Source organism: Rhizobium croatiense (assembly GCF_019793465.1).
GTDB classification, from domain to species: domain Bacteria; phylum Pseudomonadota; class Alphaproteobacteria; order Rhizobiales; family Rhizobiaceae; genus Rhizobium; species Rhizobium croatiense.
Map to the genome: position 1 here is coordinate 95,766 of NZ_JAILYJ010000001.1, position 17,774 is coordinate 113,539.

The 17,774-nt window shown below is 61.8% G+C and carries 13 protein-coding genes; 4 read left to right on the top strand and 9 right to left on the bottom strand.

The genetic code is table 11. The features are described 5' to 3' along the window. Nucleotides 1-120 precede the first annotated feature (120 nt). Nucleotides 121-831: a DUF4272 domain-containing protein gene (locus K6M89_RS00470; protein ID WP_222138017.1), complete on the bottom strand. Its 711-nt coding sequence runs from the start codon at nucleotides 829-831 to the stop codon at nucleotides 121-123. A 200-nt stretch (nucleotides 832-1,031) separates the two neighbouring features. On the opposite strand from K6M89_RS00470, the gene K6M89_RS00475 reads away from it, so the two are divergent. Further along, complete coding sequence (locus K6M89_RS00475; RefSeq protein WP_222138018.1) at nucleotides 1,032-2,915, top strand: methyl-accepting chemotaxis protein; 1,884 nt, start codon at nucleotides 1,032-1,034, stop codon at nucleotides 2,913-2,915. Nucleotides 2,916-3,005: 90 nt separating this feature from the next. Here the strand turns inward: K6M89_RS00475 and K6M89_RS00480 are convergent, their stop codons facing one another. The 5 genes from K6M89_RS00480 to K6M89_RS00500 form a co-directional block, all read right to left on the bottom strand. Beyond that, nucleotides 3,006-4,457: an NCS1 family nucleobase:cation symporter-1 gene (locus K6M89_RS00480; protein ID WP_222138019.1), complete on the bottom strand. Its 1,452-nt coding sequence runs from the start codon at nucleotides 4,455-4,457 to the stop codon at nucleotides 3,006-3,008. Between the two features lie 157 nt (nucleotides 4,458-4,614). Further along, entirely contained in the window at nucleotides 4,615-5,769 is a 1,155-nt protein-coding gene (locus K6M89_RS00485) for an alpha/beta hydrolase (RefSeq protein WP_222138020.1), read from the bottom strand. Between the two features lie 76 nt (nucleotides 5,770-5,845). After that, a complete protein-coding gene (locus K6M89_RS00490; RefSeq protein ID WP_222138021.1) occupies nucleotides 5,846-8,917 on the bottom strand; it encodes an efflux RND transporter permease subunit in 3,072 nt (1,023 codons plus the stop codon). Further along, nucleotides 8,914-9,999 carry an efflux RND transporter periplasmic adaptor subunit gene (locus K6M89_RS00495; RefSeq protein WP_222138022.1) on the bottom strand — a complete coding sequence of 362 codons (1,086 nt, stop codon included), beginning with the start codon at nucleotides 9,997-9,999 and terminating at the stop codon, nucleotides 8,914-8,916. The genes K6M89_RS00490 and K6M89_RS00495 overlap by 4 nt, the downstream gene beginning before the upstream one ends. Further along, entirely contained in the window at nucleotides 9,996-11,069 is a 1,074-nt protein-coding gene (locus tag K6M89_RS00500) for an efflux RND transporter periplasmic adaptor subunit (RefSeq protein WP_222138023.1), read from the bottom strand. Before K6M89_RS00500 ends, K6M89_RS00495 begins: the two co-directional genes overlap by 4 nt. A gap of 110 nt (nucleotides 11,070-11,179) precedes the next feature. On the opposite strand from K6M89_RS00500, the gene K6M89_RS00505 reads away from it, so the two are divergent. Both K6M89_RS00505 and K6M89_RS00510 read left to right on the top strand, forming a co-directional pair. Next, a complete protein-coding gene (locus K6M89_RS00505) occupies nucleotides 11,180-11,812 on the top strand; it encodes a TetR/AcrR family transcriptional regulator (protein ID WP_222138024.1) in 633 nt (210 codons plus the stop codon). A 177-nt stretch (nucleotides 11,813-11,989) separates the two neighbouring features. Then, on the top strand, nucleotides 11,990-13,027 hold the full coding sequence (locus K6M89_RS00510) for a LacI family DNA-binding transcriptional regulator (protein ID WP_222138025.1): 1,038 nt from the start codon (nucleotides 11,990-11,992) through the stop codon (nucleotides 13,025-13,027). A 143-nt stretch (nucleotides 13,028-13,170) separates the two neighbouring features. On the opposite strand, the gene K6M89_RS00515 is transcribed toward K6M89_RS00510, so the two are convergent. After that, nucleotides 13,171-14,193: an AraC family transcriptional regulator gene (locus K6M89_RS00515; protein ID WP_498072960.1), complete on the bottom strand. Its 1,023-nt coding sequence runs from the start codon at nucleotides 14,191-14,193 to the stop codon at nucleotides 13,171-13,173. A 177-nt stretch (nucleotides 14,194-14,370) separates the two neighbouring features. On the opposite strand from K6M89_RS00515, the gene K6M89_RS00520 reads away from it, so the two are divergent. Next, entirely contained in the window at nucleotides 14,371-15,522 is a 1,152-nt protein-coding gene (locus K6M89_RS00520) for an ROK family transcriptional regulator (RefSeq protein ID WP_222138354.1), read from the top strand. Between the two features lie 204 nt (nucleotides 15,523-15,726). Here the strand turns inward: K6M89_RS00520 and K6M89_RS00525 are convergent, their stop codons facing one another. After that, the gene (locus K6M89_RS00525) at nucleotides 15,727-16,773 is read right to left on the bottom strand and encodes a carbohydrate ABC transporter permease (RefSeq protein ID WP_438826577.1); all 1,047 of its coding nucleotides are present in this window, start codon (nucleotides 16,771-16,773) and stop codon (nucleotides 15,727-15,729) included. Nucleotides 16,774-16,786: 13 nt separating this feature from the next. Further along, entirely contained in the window at nucleotides 16,787-17,773 is a 987-nt protein-coding gene (locus K6M89_RS00530; RefSeq protein ID WP_222138028.1) for a carbohydrate ABC transporter permease, read from the bottom strand. Between the last annotated feature and the right edge of the window lies 1 nt (nucleotide 17,774).

Here is a 17,774-nt window from a genome sequence, read left to right on the forward strand (position 1 = left end):
TCCATTTCCAGACATGGCCTCGCCGTGGCCGGCCTCCTCGCCGATCCGCGTGGTGGCGATCATAATGCTATTTCACCCAATATGCATCCGCCTTGGAAGCTCATTCGGCGCAGGACGGCATCAAGTATCGGTGGAAATATCGTCCCAGTCCTGGCCCATGTAGCCGATCAGCCAATTGAGGGCGTAGTGGCGTTCGTAAACGACGCCCTTGTTCAACCCCGCCGGCGGCTCCTCGCCCTTCAGCCGCGCGTTCACGACAGCCCAGTCGTAGCGGTAGATCAGGTCGGCGGCGTCAAGCAGGTCTTTCTGCGGGCGCAGCTTGGCGCGGCGCAGCAGCCCGTCTGTTCCCAGTTCACGGAGCGTGTTCGCGATGAACGGAACATCGCAAATGTGGTCCGGACGTTCGAGCTCAGGTGTTATTCCGAGCGCCCACAACATGACATGCACGCCTTCGTAGCGCCAGGTGAAGTTCACCCGATCCTGCTCCGATGGATCGGGATCGTCCATGAGCGCCCGTTCCTTGGGGGTCAAGAAACTTGCCGCATCGAACTGCCGAATGAGGGTCTCGCCCATCGCGTGATCGCCGGTCTCGCCTTTCACGGCAACGATAGCAAGCGCGATACCACGCTCAACGACAGCTTTGTTATCACGGCGGCTGCTGTCGCTCTCCGCCTCGATCGTCGGCAGATGATCGATCGTCGGCACGCCCTCCGACTGAAGCTGGGCGATAGACCGGGCTTTGCGGGCCTGCGTCTCGTCCGGGGTTTGAGAAACGGCCGCCTGTACCGGAAGGATCAATGCAAGAAAGACTGAAAATATGCGCTTCATCATTATTGGCTCCTGTCATCCCTGGCGTCTATCGATAGGCATTTTCCTGTCTGAGCGGGATCATGAACACGCAAGGGGCGGCGAGTTTCCGGAAAACTGGTAAACGGCCCTGTTACATCCCGGAACACATCGTTAAATTTTTTTCGTTACAAAGGGATCACGTCAAGCCGGTATGACGCCGGGACCGTTCGATGGGGACTTGAATGCGTCGTCCAAACATAAAATCGAGTTTGCTGTTGATCTTCAGCGGCATCGCCCTCCTTTTCGGTCTTGTCGCTTATCTCGCCGTCGATGGTCTTCGAAATACCAACGGTTCCACCGAGGAAATCGCGACCCACTGGCTGCCGAGCGTGCAGGCTTCGCAGGCGATCAATCTCGACATGACGAATTTGCGCCTCGCCTACCGCGATCACGTCATCGCGCAGACCGAGGCGGAGAAAAAGACGCGCGAAGAGTCCATTGCCGTCGCCGAGAATGCCATTCGCAGATCGGTGGACGCCTACCTTCCGCTTGCTTCGTCCGACCACGAGCGCGAGCTGATCAAGACGATCAAGGAGAGCGTTGAGGGCTACATCGCCAGCACCTCGCAATTGCTCGCCCTTTCGCGCGCCAACAAGACCGAGGAAGCCGGGCAATACCTGGGCGCGGGGATGCGCTCCTACTCGGACACGCTGAAGGAAGCGACGGCGAGCCTCGTCGAACTGGATGTCAGCGGCAGCAACAAGGCTGCCGAACTCAGCAAGGAAACCTTCGCCTCGATAGAATTCTACCTTCTTGCCGCGATCGGATTTGCGGGATTGCTCGTTCTCGGCGCCGTCGCCTTCGTGCTGAAGAGCATCGCCAACCCGATCACCGGCATCACCGTCTCGATGCGGCGCCTGGCCGAGGGGGACACCGGCTCGGAAATCCCCTTTGCCGACCGCGCCGATGAGGTCGGCTCGATGGCTGCGGCAGTAGAGATCTTTCGCCAAGCGGCGATCACGAACAAGCGGCTGGCGCTGGAAGCCGAAGAAAACCGCAACAAGGCGGAGGCCGAGCGTGTTGCCGCCCAAAAGCAGGCGGAAGAAGACGCTTCGGAGCGGCTGCGCATTGCCACCTCGGGTCTTGCAGCCGGTTTGAAGCGGCTCGCCGCGGGCGACCTCGCCTTCCAGCTCAACGAGACCTTCGCTCCCGATTTCGAGGCGCTGCGCCACGACTTCAACCAGTCGGTAACGCAGCTCGGCGCGACGCTGAGAGCAATTTCCGAAAGCATCGGCACGATCGACGAAGGCACGCGGGAAATTTCTTCCGGCGCCAGCGATCTTTCCAAGCGCACGGAGCAGCAGGCCGCCTCGCTCGAGGAGACCGCCGCCGCCCTGGAACAGATCACCGCCAATGTGTCGAACTCCAGCAAGCGGACCGAGGAGACACGCACGGTCGCCACCGAGGCAAATCGCAGCGCCGGGATCTCCGCAGAAGTCGTCTCCCATGCAGAGGAAGCGATGGAACGCATCGAGACCTCGTCGCAGCAGATTTCCAACATTATCAGCGTCATCGACGAAATCGCATTCCAGACCAACCTTCTGGCCCTGAATGCCGGCGTCGAGGCGGCGAGAGCCGGTGAGGCCGGCAAGGGTTTTGCCGTCGTTGCCCAGGAAGTGCGCGAACTCGCACAGCGCTCCGCGAGCGCTGCCAAGGAAATCAAGGGCCTGATCCAGAACTCCTCGAAGGAGGTGGAAAGCGGCGTCAAGCTGGTGCGCGATACCGGCCAGGCCTTGAAGACCATCGGCGGTTTCATCACCCAGATCAATCACCATATGGATTCGATCGCCACGTCTGCGAAAGAGCAGTCGATCGGGTTGAGCGAAGTGAACGTCGCGGTCAATCAGATGGACCAGACCACACAACAGAACGCAGCGATGGTGGAACAGTCGACGGCGGCATCCGACTCGCTCGCGCAGGAAGCCCAGAAGCTTCGCGAACTGATCGCCCAGTTCAGGCTCGACGATGCGGCCCACGGCCAGTCGGCAGCTCTTCGCTCGACGGCGAGGACGATGGCGCAGCCGACAACCCGCGCGGCCATCCATGCGGTGGCGGCAAGCCGCTGAACAGGGGCGAATGACGGATCCCTACCCTGACGGCCGCTCACGCAAACATAATATGAAGGCGCCCGGCCAGGACCGGACGCCTTCATTTCATCATGACGCGAAGGCCGGCTTGCGCCGCGCGCCCATTCTCAGCACGAAATAAATCGCTCCGCCAATGGCGACGCCGAAGAACCAGCCATAGGTGCCCCACCAGTCCGGCAGGATCGAGGTGAAGGTCGGCAGGATCGAGGAAAACAGTGCGCCCACCGCAAATGCGATGAAGGCGTTGCCGTGCCATCCATTCTGGAACCGGAACTCGCCATTCTCGTGGTAGAGCGCTTCGACGTTCAGTTGGCTCTTTCGGATGAGGTAGTAGTCTACCATCATGATGCCGAAAATCGGCCCCATCGTCGATCCGATGAAATTGACGAAATGCGCCGCACCCGTCTCCCAGGGTGCAAACGGATAAAGCACGAGCGCGATCAGCGCGGCAATGTATCCCCCGCGTTTGAAGTTGATCTGACGCGGGAAGACATTGGCGAAATCGAATGCCGGCGACACGAAGTTCGCCACGACGTTGATGCCGAGCGTGGCGACTGCAAATGTCAGCGCGGCAAGCAGCGCGAGGAACCAGCTATCAAATTTCGCCGATATCATTTCCGGATGCAGCAGCACCTCGCCATAGACGGTGAAGGCCGCCGTGGTCGTGACACCCGCAACAAGGCAGAAGGCCAGGAGATTGATCGGCAGCCCCCAGAGATTGCCTTTCCTGAGCGCCTTTTCGCTCGTCGCATAACGCGAGAAATCGCAGAAGTTCAGGTAGAGCGCTGCGAAATAGGTGATCCAGGTGGCGGCCACCGCGGCAAGCGCCGCAAACGAGCCGGGCTCGCCCGGCACGCCGGCATCTTTGGTCTTTTCGATCAGCACATCGCGCGGGATTTCCGAACCGAACGAGAAGGTGCCCGACTTGACGACCAGATAGACGGCCAGGATCAGCATCATGATCCAGACGGCGGGGCCGGCCCAATCCTGGAACTTGCGAACCGTCTCCATCCCCCGCTGAATGATCAGCAGCTGCAGCGCCCAGACGATGACGTAGCAGATCAGTTCGAGGGTCGAGTGGCCGAGCATGTGGCTGTTCTGATGGAAGGCGAGCAGGCTCTCGTTCCTGATCAAGAGGGCGACGATGGCGCCGGATGCGGCGGCGGTCTGCGCGCCGTACCAGAAGCAGGCGACCACCGCCCGGACCAGTGCCGGGACATTGGCACCGAAGGTACCGAAGGAGGCCCGCGCCAGAACCGGAAAGGGCACGCCGGTGCGCACGCCGGCATTGCCGACCAGGCTCATCAGAAAGAAGATCACCAGGGAGCCGATGCCGATGGCGATGACGAAATTGACGAAGCTGCCGCACAGCAGGAACAGGCTCGCCGCCAGATAATAGCCCCACAGGCTGTGGACATCGGACGTCCAGACGTTGAAGATGCTGAACGCACCCCATTTACGCTCCGCGGCGGGTGCAAGGTCCTCGTTATACAACGAGGGAGACGGATCTCGAATGCTCATGAATGCCCTCCCATATCCCCTGTGGCGACTCGACCACGGGAGGAAGTCTGCGCCTCATTTAGGCATCTGACAATTTAATAGTCACATTGTACACAATGCTGATGGCCGCACTGTACAGATGCCTCCGGGCAGCGCCGCGGAAAGCTTTAGCCGCCGCCTATCGAGCGGCGGCGACCCGTCCGGCCAGTCGAAACGGACTTGCGACCGCCGCGCCGGCGGCATCGAAGACGAAGGCGCCGACGTCGCCGGCGCTCGTGCGCCGGCCGCTCTCGAAGGAGGCGAGCTGGGCGCCGAACTTGGCAAGCGATGCATAGCGATCGTGCCCCAGCCCGTCGGATGCTTCGATCGACGTGATGTCGATAACCCGAAGCCTTTCCTTCATGGCAGCCTCCTCGATGACGGGATCATTGATATCGAGACGCCCGACGCGCGGGCGCTCTCCCGCGATGAAGCTCGATGCCACGAGCGCCCGATCATCCTTCGAAACCAGGAGGGAGATCGGGATCGGCATCTGGCCGATATCCGTCAGCTGGGAGCGGAACACGTCGACGTCGATATCGGGGGCGGCGAGCACCACTGCCAACTTTCCGACGACCTCGTCGCGGTGCTGCAGCTTGAGCTGCCGTACCGTTTCCATCACCAGGAATCCACCCATGCTGTGTCCGAACAGAATGATGCGCTTCACCTTGCCCGAGGCCGAAAGCGACGTGACGAGAGAGTCGAGTTCGCTGCGCGAGGAAAGCGCGGCGTCACGGTCGGCGACATATCCCGCGACCGATGCGGCCGAAGGCCAGGAAAACAGGATCGGGGCGCCCGGTATCTTGGCGTCCGCGGCGATCTGGGCGGTGCGATAAAGCGCCTCCTGGTAACTGTAGTTATAGCCGTGCACGAAGATGCCGATGGTGCCGTCAGGTTGCACGGATCCCAGCGCCTGCTTCACGAAGGCGTCCTTCGGCAACGGCTTGCGCTCGACGACGGCAAATTGCCGTTCCGGGTCCGGCTTCACCGTCGGGTAGACGATCGCCGTGTCCTTCCTGCCGGGTGGAACGGAAAACGTGAATTGCTCGTATGTGAGGTTCGCTGCCCATGTGCCGCCAAACCCGCCCCTTGCGCTATCGGGCGCTCTGTTGGTCGCGGCCAGGACGTTCACCCGATCCGGAACCGTTTCAGAATGAACAGGCTCACTGAGATGAACGGGCTTCAAGACTTCAGGCGATGGTCTCGTGGCGCAGCCTGCAAGCACCGCCAGGCCGATCGCTACGATAACGGCCGAGCCGGCGTTTGGCAGCCTTTGAGAGTACCGTTCCCTCATCGATTCGTTCCCCTGGAAGCCGAGCTATGCAGCCGCCGACATGGCGGCTGCATTTGATAGCCGTCAAAGCCCGTCTTCATGCTTCCGCCGCGGCGTCGGCCCGAACCCCCTCGTCCCTCGGGATTCTGAACCAGGCGACGTAAAGCGCCGGCAGAAATAGCAGGGTCAGTGCGGTTCCGATGACGATGCCGCCCATCATGGCGTAGGCCATCGGGCCCCAGAAGATCTCGCGCGAGATCGGGATCAGCGCGAGGGTTGCGGCCGCTGCCGTCAGCATGATCGGTCGCATCCGGTGTTCCGTCGCCTCGATGACCGCCTGCCACGCCGCGACACCTTCGGCGCGCAGATGTTCGATCTGCACCACCAGGATGACCGAGTTGCGGATCAGGATGCCGATCAGCGCCAAAATGCCGAGGATCGCGACGAAGCCCATGGGGGCATTGCTCAGCAGCAGCGCCGCGACCACGCCGATCAGCGCCGTCGGCGCCACCGCGAAGACCAGGAAGAGGCGGCTGAAGCTCTGCAGCTGGATCATCAGGATCGTCGCCATCGTAAACAGCATCAGCGGCGCCACGGCCGCGATCGGCCCCTGGGCTTCGGCGCTGGATTCGACCGCGCCGCCGACTTCCACCTTGTATCCGACAGGAAGGTTCTTCTGGAACTCTTCGACCTTCGGCTTCAGCTGATCGACGATCGTGGCCGGCTGCGTCGAGCCGATGACGGCTGCCTTGAGGGTGATGGTGGGTTGCCGGTCGCGACGCCAGATCGTCGGCTGCTCGAGCTCGTAGCGGAAGTTCGCCACCGCCGACAGAGGCACGACCTTGCCGTTGGAGGTGGAGAGCTGCAGGTTCTGCAACGTCTGGATGGAATCGCGCTCGGATGCCCTGGCCCGCCCGACCACGTTGACCAGGTAGATGTCGTCACGGATCTGCGTTGCCGTCGAGCCTTCGACGATGCCGTTGAGAGCGGTTGCGATGTCCTCGGAGGAGACGCCGAGCTGGCGCGCCTTGTCCTGCAGGACATCGACCTTCACCACGCGAGAGGGCTCGTTCCAGTCCAGAACCATATTCGACAGCAGCGGATGCGAACCGACCACGCCGGCAAACTGCTGGGAGATGTCGCGCACCTTCTGAATGTCAGGGCCGCTGATGCGGTACTGGACCGGCTTGCCCACGGGCGGACCGATGTCGAGAAGCTTGACGAAGGCGTCGGTGCCGGGGAACGTCTTTGTCAGATAGGCCTGCAGATCGGCCCGCACCTTATCGCGCACCTCAAGCCCCTTGGTGACAATCACCGTCTGCCCGAACGACACGTCCGGCGTCTGCACGTCGAAGGACAGAATGAAGCGCGGCGCGCCCTGGCCGACATAGGTCGTCCAGTGATCGATGTCCTTGTTGCCGGCCAGCATATCCTTCTCGAACTTGGCCATCTGCCTGTTGGTCTCGGCAATCGAGCTGTTGTGCGGCAGATTCCAGTCGATGACGAGCTCGGTTCTGTCCGAATTCGGGAAGAACTGCTGCTGCACCAGGCCCATGCCCCCGACCGAAAGGGCGAAGACGCCGACCGTCAGCACGATGGTGATCCAGCGCCAGCGCATGGCGAGCTTCAGCAGCCAGGAGAAGGTGGCGGCGAAGCGTCCCTTCTTCTCGTGATGCGACTTCATCGTCTTCGGCAGGATGGTGACGCCGAGGAGCGGCGTGAACAGCACCGCCACGATCCAGGAAACGACCAGCGAAACTGCGATCACCACGAACAGTGTGAAGGTGAATTCGCCGGCGGCGCTGTTGTTGAGACCGACAGGGATGAAGCCCGCGACGGTGACGAGCGTTCCGGTCAACATCGGAAAAGCCGTCGATGTATAGACGTGGGTCGCCGCTTTCCTGAGATCGTCGCCCGCCTCCAGGCGCGCCACCATCATCTCGACGGCGATCATGGCGTCGTCGACGAGCAGGCCGAGCGCAATGATCAATGCGCCGAGCGAGATGCGCTGCAGCGAGATGCCGGAATATTCCATCACCACGAAGGTGATGGCGAGCACGAGGGGTATGGAGATCGCCACCACCATGCCGGCGCGCAGGCCGAGGCTGATGAAGCTGATGACGAGAACGATGACGATCGCTTCGAAGAGCGCGCGGGTGAAGCCCGAAACGGCTTCGTCGACGACATGCGGCTGGTCGGATACGCGGTGGACATCGACGCCGATCGGAAGATCGGCAACGACGCGTTTCATCTGCGCGTCGAGCCCCTCGCCGAATTCCAGAAGATTGGCGCCCTGCTTCATGCCGATGGCAAGCCCGATCGCCGGCTCGCCGTTGAAGCGGAACAGCGCCGACGGCGGATCGACGTAGCCGCGCCTGATCGTGGCGACGTCGGTCAGCGGGAAGAAGCGGTCATTGATACGCAGGTTGATCGACCGCAGGCTCTCCTCGGATGTGAACTGTCCGCTCACCCGCAAGGCGATCCGCTCCGGACCGGCATCGACGAAGCCGGACTGCGTCACGGCATTCTGGGCCTGCAGGGTCTGGATGACCGACTGCTGGTCGATGCCAAGCGCTGCGATCTGGCGGGTGGAGAATTCCAGATAAATCGCCTCGTCCTGCGCGCCGATCACGTCGACCTTGCCGACATCGGGCACCTTCAAAACCTCGGAGCGGGCATTTTCGACAAGATCGCGAAGCTGGCGCTGCGTCAACCCGTCGCTCGTGAAGGCATAGATGTTTCCGAACACGTCGCCGAAGCGGTCATTGAAGAAGGGACCGACGACCCCGCTCGGAAAATCGCCCTTGATGTCGGCGATCATGTTGCGGATGCGCAGCCATGTCGGCGCGACATCCCTCGCCTTGGTCGTCGGCAGAAGCTCGACGAAGACGGTCGTCTGGCCGGCAACGGTCTCGCTCTTGGTATAGTCGAGCGATTCCAGTTCCTGCAGCTTCTTCTCGATCCTGTCGGTCACCTGCCGCGTCACTTCTTCGGCGGAGGCACCGGGCCACTGGGCCGTGATCACCATCGTCTTGATCGTGAAATTCGGATCTTCTTCACGGCCGAGGTTCAGGTAGGAGAAGGCGCCTGCGAGAATGAAGACGATCATGAAGTACCAGACGAGCGAACGGTGTTCGAGCGCCCAGTCTGAAAGATTGAAGGACTTCACTGGCTGATCTCCTGGTCGATCCTGATGGCCTGGCCATCTTCAAGTTTATGCACGCCGGCCACGACCACCCGTTCTCCGGGTGCGAGCCCTTCGGTGACACGGACAGTGCCACCGTCGACGACGTCGCCCGCGATCTTCACGCGGCGCAGCGACACCTTCTTGCCGGGCACGTCGACGATCCAGACGCTCCGGCCGTCGCTGCCGGCAAGGATGGCCGAGGAAGGCAGCACGATCTCCGGCTCCGCGGCGATGGTTGCAGCCGCAGTGATAACCGAGCCGAGCCGGAACGCTTCAGGCGGATCGGCGAGCGCGATTTTGGTTCTGCTGGTGCGGGTGGCGGTCTCCGCTTCCGGCGCGATCTCACGCACGACCCCCGAGGTGCGGATTGTCGGATCGAGTTGCAGCGTCACTTCGAAGGGCGCGCCGATCTTCAGTTTCTGAGCGGCTGCCTGCGGCACGTCGACGACGGCGTCGCGTTTGTCCGGCCGGGCAATGGTCACGACCGTGTGGCCGGCCGACACGACCTGCCCGACCTCGGCCGACGTCGCCGTCACAACCCCATCGAATTCCGCCCGAAGCTGCGCATAGCCCAGCTGCTCCTTGGCCTTGTCGAGATTGGCCTGTGCCTTGGCGACGGCGGCCGCGGCCGTCCGCCTCGCCTGCTCGGCCTCTTCGAGCGAGGCTGCCGTGCCCGAGCGCGATTCCACCAGCGCTCGCTGGCGCTGCTCCGTGGTCACCGCGTTTCTAAGCTGGGCATCGCTGTTTTCCACATCGGACTGGGCGTTGCGCACGGCAAGCTCCAGCGCCACCGGATCGATGGCGGCCACGACGTCACCCTTCTTGACGACATCGCCGACATTGACATTGCGGGCAATCATTCGCCCGAGAATCCGGAAGCCGAGTTCGGTCTCGATCGTCGGTTCGATCGTTCCCGTCAGGCTGAGGCTCGTGGCGGGCGTCTGCCTGACTGTCGTCGACAGCACCGGACGAGGCGTGTCCGTCTTCTCTTCTGCCTTCGGCGCGCAGGAGGAGACCAGGGCCGTGCCCAGCATAAGTGCGACTATCTTTAGACGAATACTCACTTGGAAGCTTCCTTGACGTAAGACACGATCTCACCGGGCCTGAGGAACTTGGTGCCGTCGGTCACCACGACCTCTCCTGCCGACACGCCCGACTTCACGACGAAGCTGCCGGTCTCGTAGCCGGCGACGTCGACCGTCCTGGCCGAAACGGCGGAGGATGCCGGATCAACGATCCAGACGGCCGGCTTGCGGTCCTTCGAGGTCATTGCCGACCAGGGCAGCTGGATGACGTCCTGCGAGAGATAGTTGAACCGGCCGACGACGGGAGCGCCCAGCGGAATGGGAGCATCGCTCGTTATCGCCACCTTGACTTTGATGGTGCCGGTGGAGGAATCGATCGTCGGCGAAATCTCACGCACTTTCGCCGTGATCTTCTGTGTCGGATCCGACAACAGAGTTACCGTGCCGTCGCCGTCGATCGGACGCAGGAAGGCGCTTTCCACCACCTCGAAGACGGCATCGCGGTCGCCATCATGGGCAAGCGTGAAGATGACCTGGGCGGCCTGCGCCACCTGCCCGACCTCGGCATTGCGGGCGGTGATTACCCCGTCGGCGTCGGCTTTCAGCTCGGTGTAGGACAGGCTGTCCTGGGCGGTTTCGAAGAGCGCCTGCGCCGATTTCGTCGATGCCTGCGCCGTCAGAAGCGCCTCTTGTGCCTGGTCGAGCGCCGCACGGGTCGTCACCTGCGTTCGAAACAGGCTCTGCTGGCGGTCGAATGCAAGCTGCGCCTGGGTCTGCTGCGCCTCGGCCGACTGAAGATTGGCCGCGGCTACATCCAGGTCGGCCTTCTGCTCTTGCGGATCGATACGCGCGAGAAGTTGCCCCGCTTTCACGGACTGTCCGACCTCGACCAGCCGTTCGATGATCTTGCCGCTGACGCGGAAGGACAGATCGGTCTGGACACGCGCCCGCACCTCTCCCGTGATCGCACCGCCCTGAACCAGCGGCTCAGCCTTGGCGACGACGACACCGACCTGCCGCGGGGTCGGCTCGGTCGGTCCGCTCTCATCGCTGCATGATCCGAGACCGATGGCGCATACGATCGCTGTGGCGATCAGAATGGTTCTCATAGTTGACCTCTTGCTCTCAACGGCAGCTTCTATATAATTGACTGACGCATTAGTCAATGAAACTTTGCGCCGCGGGGAAGAGGGCGCACGCAACAAGGGGGAGGCAGGAAATGGCAACTCAGAAGAAGCTCACGCGGGCGGAACAAAAGGCCCTGCGGCCCGTCCAGATTCTGGATGCGGCCTTCGAGGAATTCGTCAGAAGCGGTTTTGCCGGCACGCGCGTGGAAGACATCGCCGACAGGGTCGGCGTCACCAAGGGCACGGTCTATGTTTACTTCGAGACGAAGGAAAAGCTCTTCGAAGCCATGATCAACCACTTCTCCGTGCCGTTTCAGGAACTGCTCGCGATCGCCGATCGGCTCAGCGGCAGCGCTACCGACAGGCTGATTTCGATTCTCGGCCTCTTCTACGAACAAATTCCCGAGGACCGCGCGACGCGTGAGTTGACGCGGCTGGTCATCTCGGAGGGGCAGCGTTTCCCCGACCTGATCGATCGCCACCACGATCAGTTCATTGCGCCGATCATCGCCAAGATCGACGCGCTGATCCTGGAGGGCGTGGCGTCGGGCGAGTTTCGCCCAATTCCGGTGGAATTCTCCGACATCGTCGTCGCGCCCATCCTGACCACGACGGTCCTGCGGCTGATATTCGACGACCGCCGCGTGCCCACTCCCAACAAGGAGGCCTTCCTGCGGGCCTATTTCGACCTGCTGTTCAACGGTCTGCTTGCCAAGCCTCACTGATCGGCGATGGCTCCTGGCGCCCGCATTCATCGTTCGTTTGCCGCAGCGCTGCAGCCGGTTTTCGCCGAAAGTGGTAAAATAGGATGCGAGGCACGTAGCTTTTCTGAAGTATTTATGTGAAAACATCGAGTTAGCTCGTGCCTTCAAAGGCGCCACCTGAACTCGTGACGGAATAAAGTGGAACGCAAAGTCAATCTCAAGGATGTCGCGCGCGACGCTGATGTATCGCTGAGCACGGCCTCGCACGCCCTGAACGGAACCGCGCCGCTGACGATCGAAGTGCGCGAAAGGGTTCTGGATTCGGCCAAACGTCTGGGTTACCTCGACCGCCGGAGAAGGAAGGCGACGATTGCCGCCTTGCGCGTGTTGCTTCTCGCCATTCCGGGCGACGCCGCTCCGGAGAGCGACCTCAACCTGGTGAGCTGGACAATCCTCAACGGCCTTAGAAAGGAGTGCGAGCGCCGCGGCATCCGAATCGTGCCTTTCGTCAGCACTGGCCGGCGCATCGACGGCGCTGAGGTTCGGCAGATCGCGCTGTCGGAACATGCCGACGGCATCGTGGTCCTGAACGACGATCAGCCGGAACTCATCCGCAGTCTCGCTTCGGCCGATATGCCCGTCGTCATCGTCAACGGCGAGGACCCGACCATGCTGGTCGATACTGTGACACCCGAAAACCGCTTCGGTGCCCGGCTCGGCATCGAGCACCTGCTGGCGCTCGGACATCGCCGCATCCTGCACCTGACCTGGAAGGGGCGCACGACCATCCAGCGCCGCTACGACGGCTTCTCCGATGCCTATCTCGCCGCTCAGCTTCCGGTGCCCGAGGAGATGCTCGTCGAGGCCGAGGGATATGAGCCCCGGCACGGCGAAGCTGCCATCAACGCGCTGCTCGATCGCGATCGAACGATGAAAGGCGCCACCGCTGTCTTCTGCGCCGCCGACAACCTGGCGCTCGGCTGCCTGAAGGCACTGGCTGATCGCGACATACGCGTGCCCGAGGCGATCTCGGTCCTCGGCTTCGACGACATCGTTCCCGGCGAATTCAGCCGCCCGCCGCTTTCGACGGTCCGCGTGCCCACCGACAAGCTCGGTGCCGCAGCGCTCGCGCTTATCGAACAGAGGCTAATCGCCAATGACCCCCAACGGCCGGCCCATCGCCTGGAGCTCGGATGCCATCTCGTCCTGCGCGGCAGCGTCGCACCGCCGCGCTAAATGCATGTCGCCCGGAAGTGTGCAGCGGTTCCGGGGTAACGACATGCATAAAAACAAAGGGCTATGCGCCGCAGGAATCATATTTGACGCGACGCGCTATAAGCCCCGGAAGGGTCGAGATATCTAAATCCCAAAGCTCCAGTTCAGCGCAAGCGCTCCGCGCGTAGCCGGGTATCCCGCGGGCTCTCACCAAAAGTGCTGCGGTAGACAATGGAGAACCTGCCCGCATGGGCAAAGCCCCATATCGCGCAGATTTCCCGGACGGATTGCTGGTTCGTCGGATCCCGCAACTGCTCGCGGGCTGCCTGCAGCCGGATCGTGCGAAGGTAGCCGGCCGGCGAGGTTCCCCGAAAAGCTTTGAAGCCCGTCTGCAGCGCGCGCAGGGAAACACCGACATCATCGGCAACCATCGTCATGGTAAGAGGTTCCGCGATGTTGGCATGCATGTAGTCGATCGCCCGTCGGACATGCCAAGGTGCAATCAGCGACACTTTCTTTTTTTCCAGATGATCGGAAAGGCGGTGTCGGCCAAATCGGATCACCAGGTGAGCGAGGGTCTCGCTCATCGCCGCTGCGGCAAGGGGTGAAGACAGCAACGGACCGCCGTCGCGCATGCCCTGCACAACCGTCCGGGCCAGATTGCCGATGAGCTGCCCGGGCTGGGTCGAGAGAACCAGGACGGGCTCGAGGTCGAGCGACTCGGAGAGCGGCGTCTCCACCAGCGAAGAGAGCGCTCGCTTTACGACCTTCCAGTCCAGGAAGAGGACATCCGAGCGATGCGGGCCACCCTGGATCACGCGATCACCGGCCTCATGGTTGTTGGCCATGAGAAGGTGGCCGGCCCCGCTTTCGACGGTTCTCTTGCCAACCGACAAGCGAAAGGAACCTGTATACGGCATGTAGAACGCAAGATGTTGCGGGCTTTCGTCGAGCGTTCGGATTGTCCAGGAACTCTGATATACGGAATGAAACATCGTGAATGCCTCAGTCCGTCTCAAATCCGCCGCCCAGGCAAAACTCCGGTCGTTACTCAGCGGCTGTCCACCGAAAACCCCATAGCCTGCCGAAAAGGCCTGAACCATCGATTCGAAGTTCGCGCCTTCATGCGTCGGCACAAAACCGTAACCCTCATGCTCAGGAGCGCGGGCCGTATTTTCAGGTCTCAATGATCTCATGCAACTCGATTCTTTTTCCTTGCCACATGACACCTCATCTCGACTGGTATGACCAATCTCGATGAGGTAGGCAGGACCGGCGAAACCACTGATGACCTCCTGCCCGCAGAAGCAAAGCGTCCCCTTCACCTGCTTCACACTCACAGTGTAAATCAAAATGATCGGAAAATGAAGTACGTTCCTCTGGACCATGTCGCCCCACATTTCCTGCAAGACACACAACCGTCGCGAGTAGCTTCTCGCAATGAACGGGATGTCTTGCGGTTGATCTGGAAGTCACCCGGCATTGAGCGCTCCGACCTGACTGAGCCGCTCGATCTGACCCAGCAATCGCTGCACAGGATCGTTGGACGCCTTCACGAGCGGGGAATGCTCGTCTTTTCCCAATCGGAGAACCGGCGGGCGGGACCGCCGAGTCCGGAGCTGACGCTCCGAAAGGACTGGTGTCTGACGCTCGGCATCTCCGTCAACGTCGGCTCCATCGGCCTTTGCCTCATGGGTTTCGGCGAGCCGTTGGAGAATATGGAAATCCCGCAGACCGGGTCGTCGCTACCCCTGGAGATGGAGCGAATCGAAGCGGCGGTCGAAGACATTCTTGCCCGTCGCGGCGCCGGGCGGCGGGATGTTCTCGGCGTCGGCCTGGCGGTCGCCGGCCACCGCATGCTGGAGACGGCATTCAACTGTCCGCTGCCACTCGCCCATTGGTCGCTGATCGATCTGGCGCCCGTGCTTGGAGAGCGCCTTTGTCTGCCGGTTTGGGCTGACAATGTCGCCAGGACCGCTGCCTTGGCAGAAGCAATCTTCGGCGTCGGCCGCGATGTCGCCGATTTCGCCTATATCGCCCACCTTCATGGCTATGGCGGCGGCTTGGTTTGCGGGGGCATGCCATTTCGCGGCAGCTTCGGGAACGCAGGGGAATTCTCCGTTCTCTTCGGACGTCAGGATTACGACGATCGACCCGCACTCAACCAACTGCTCGAACATCTTCGCACCAAGGGGCGCCTGGGTCTGACCCTGAAGGACCTGAAGAACGAACATCTGGTGGATTGGGACGGCGTCGAGGAGTGGATCGACCGTGTCACGCCGGCCCACAATCGGGCCATCAATGCGATCTGCGCGATCTTCGACCCGGCTTTGATCGTGCTGGGCGGCGAGCTTCCGCATTCACTTGCAAGAATGCTGATCGAACGGACCGAATTCAATAATCTGCCTCGGCACGGCGCACTGCGCGACGTTCCGCGGCTTGCCGTGGCGCAGATCATCGATGCCCCCGGCGCGATCGGTGCGGCCTTGATCCCGCTCTTCGAAACCGTTTTGTGATATTTCGCCCGCAGCAGGGTGCCGGTTGCGGGCATTGCCTCACACAACATTGAAGCGGCTCAGGCGATCGAGCCTGAACCGCTCCTGTCGAAAGCGGGAGGCCACAGCTCTACCCGCGCAATGGTGCCGATGTCGAATTCGGCCTGAAGGCGATCTGCCTCGCCGGCAAGCGTTGCAGCTGCAACGCTCGTGCGCCAGCTTCGCCTACTTCATCCCCGTTCCGGCAATGCCCGTCGTGATGTATTTCTGCAGGAACAGGAACACGACGGTGACTGGCAGCAGGCTGAGGAAGGTCATCGCCAGGATATAGTGCCACTGTACCGAAAACTCGCCCTGGAAGGCGTTGAGGCCAACCTGCAGGGTGAAATTCTCGCGGCTGTTGAGGACGATCAGCGGCCAGAGGAAGTCGTTCCAGCGCCAGAGCACGGAGAAGATCGCGAGCACCGCAAGCGCCGGCGCTGTCAGCGGCAGGATGATGCGCCAGAAGATGCAGAATTCGCTCGCCGCATCGACGCGCGCCGCCTCTATCAGCTCGTCGGGAATGGTCAGCATATATTGCCGCAGCAGGAAGACGGCGGTCGGCGAAGCGATGGTCGGCAGGATGACGCCCCAGAGATTGTCGGCAAGCCCCACCCCGACGATAACGAGATAGGCAGGCACCATGACGACCGCGAGCGGGATCATCAGCGTCGAGATGATGATGACGAAAACGGTCGTGTCGCCGCGAAATTTGTATTTCGACAGGGCAAAGGCGGCCATGGCATTGACGATCAGCGTCAGCAGCGTCGCAACGACGGTGACGAACACCGAATTCTTGAGGAAGGTCAGGAAGTTGAAGCGCGTCAGAGGATCGGTATAGTTTTCGGTGGCAACCGTCATGTGCTGCACCGGCGTGATCCCCTTCACGTCGACGCTGACAGGCTGTCCTGGATTTGCCGGATCGACCATCTGGGCCTTGAGGCCGATGCGCCGGACCATCGCCATCTCACGCTGTTGGCCATCGATTGTGACTTGCCATAGGCTGAGCGGCTTGTCGAAGCCGGGCACGGCGTGCTCCACGGCGGCGCGCGGCAGCAGCGTCGGCGGAAAGCGGGTGATTTCGGCCGCCGGCTTCAGCGAGGAGAGGCCGGCCCAGAGGACGGGAACGAGCACGGCGAGCGTGCCGCCGATCAGCCAGACCCACGACAGGATATCTGTTATGTCGATGCGTCCGGCCCGGCGCGTGCGCGTCATGAAGCTGATCGGATTCAAAGATCTGTTCATCTCAGGACTCCATTCGCTTGCCGAGGCGCAGCTGTATGAGGGTGAGAACCAGAAGCACCAGCCCCATGAGAACCGAGGCGGCCGAGGCAAGGCCGAAAAGGCGAAGATCGCTGCTGAAGGCCATCTGGTAGATATATTGGACGATGAAGCTGTTGGCCGTGCCGGGGCCGCCGCCATTCGTCAGAACCCACGCCTCGTCAAAGATTTGCACGGACTTGATCATCAGAAGAATGAATACGACGAGCAGGTTCGGCGCAAGCAGCGGCAGCGTGATCCTGAAGAGCGTGCGGCGCGGCGAAGCGGCGTCGATGGAGGCTGCCTCGTAGAGTTCCTTCGGGATCGCCTGGAGGCCTGCAAGCAGGATCAGGGTGTAGAAACCCATGTGGAACCAGACCGAGACCACAACGACGAAGAAGCGCGACCAGCCGACATCGAGCAGGAAAATTTCAGGGGGCACGCCAATCATCTGGAAGAAGGCGTTCAGCAGTCCGTTGCGATCGAGGAACCATTTCCAGATCAGGCCGATGACGACGGGCGACAGCAGGACGGGGTAGAAGAACATTGCCCGGAAGAAGCCGCGCGCGAAGATCGCCCGGTTGAGGATCAGCGCCGTGATCAGCGCCACCAGCAAGGTGGCGGTAACGTTCAATGCGACGAACCAGAGCGTGTTCCATACCGCCGTCCAGAACAGCGATTCCTGGCAGGTTCCCGGCTGCAGGTAATTGCCGCAGGAAAGCAGGGCGCGGAAATTGTCGAAGCCGACGTAGGGCCGCTCCGAGACGAAGAGATTGGTGCCCCCGGTGAAGGCGTAGCCGACCGCGATGGCGATCGGCAGGAAGGTAAAGATGGCGAAGAGAACGAGGTTCGGCGCCAGAAACAGCCAGGGCATGCGCTTGCGGCCGAAGAGGCGCTCGAACGCATTCATCGGCGCCTCGACCACCTTCATCGCCGTGTCGCCCGCCTGGGAGAGCAATGCAGCAGCAGCCATG

What these genes read in the sequence shown, in the direction of transcription:
- K6M89_RS00470 (WP_222138017.1), bottom strand. Translation starts at nt 831, where the DNA reads ATGATGAAGCGCATATTTTCAGTCTTTCTTGCATTGATCCTTCCGGTA.
- K6M89_RS00475 (WP_222138018.1), top strand. Translation starts at nt 1,032, where the DNA reads ATGCGTCGTCCAAACATAAAATCGAGTTTGCTGTTGATCTTCAGCGGC.
- K6M89_RS00480 (WP_222138019.1), bottom strand. Translation starts at nt 4,457, where the DNA reads ATGAGCATTCGAGATCCGTCTCCCTCGTTGTATAACGAGGACCTTGCA.
- K6M89_RS00485 (WP_222138020.1), bottom strand. Translation starts at nt 5,769, where the DNA reads ATGAGGGAACGGTACTCTCAAAGGCTGCCAAACGCCGGCTCGGCCGTT.
- K6M89_RS00500 (WP_222138023.1), bottom strand. Translation starts at nt 11,069, where the DNA reads ATGAGAACCATTCTGATCGCCACAGCGATCGTATGCGCCATCGGTCTC.
- K6M89_RS00505 (WP_222138024.1), top strand. Translation starts at nt 11,180, where the DNA reads ATGGCAACTCAGAAGAAGCTCACGCGGGCGGAACAAAAGGCCCTGCGG.
- K6M89_RS00520 (WP_222138354.1), top strand. Translation starts at nt 14,371, where the DNA reads ATGAAGTACGTTCCTCTGGACCATGTCGCCCCACATTTCCTGCAAGAC.
- K6M89_RS00530 (WP_222138028.1), bottom strand. Translation starts at nt 17,773, where the DNA reads ATGGCTGCTGCTGCATTGCTCTCCCAGGCGGGCGACACGGCGATGAAG.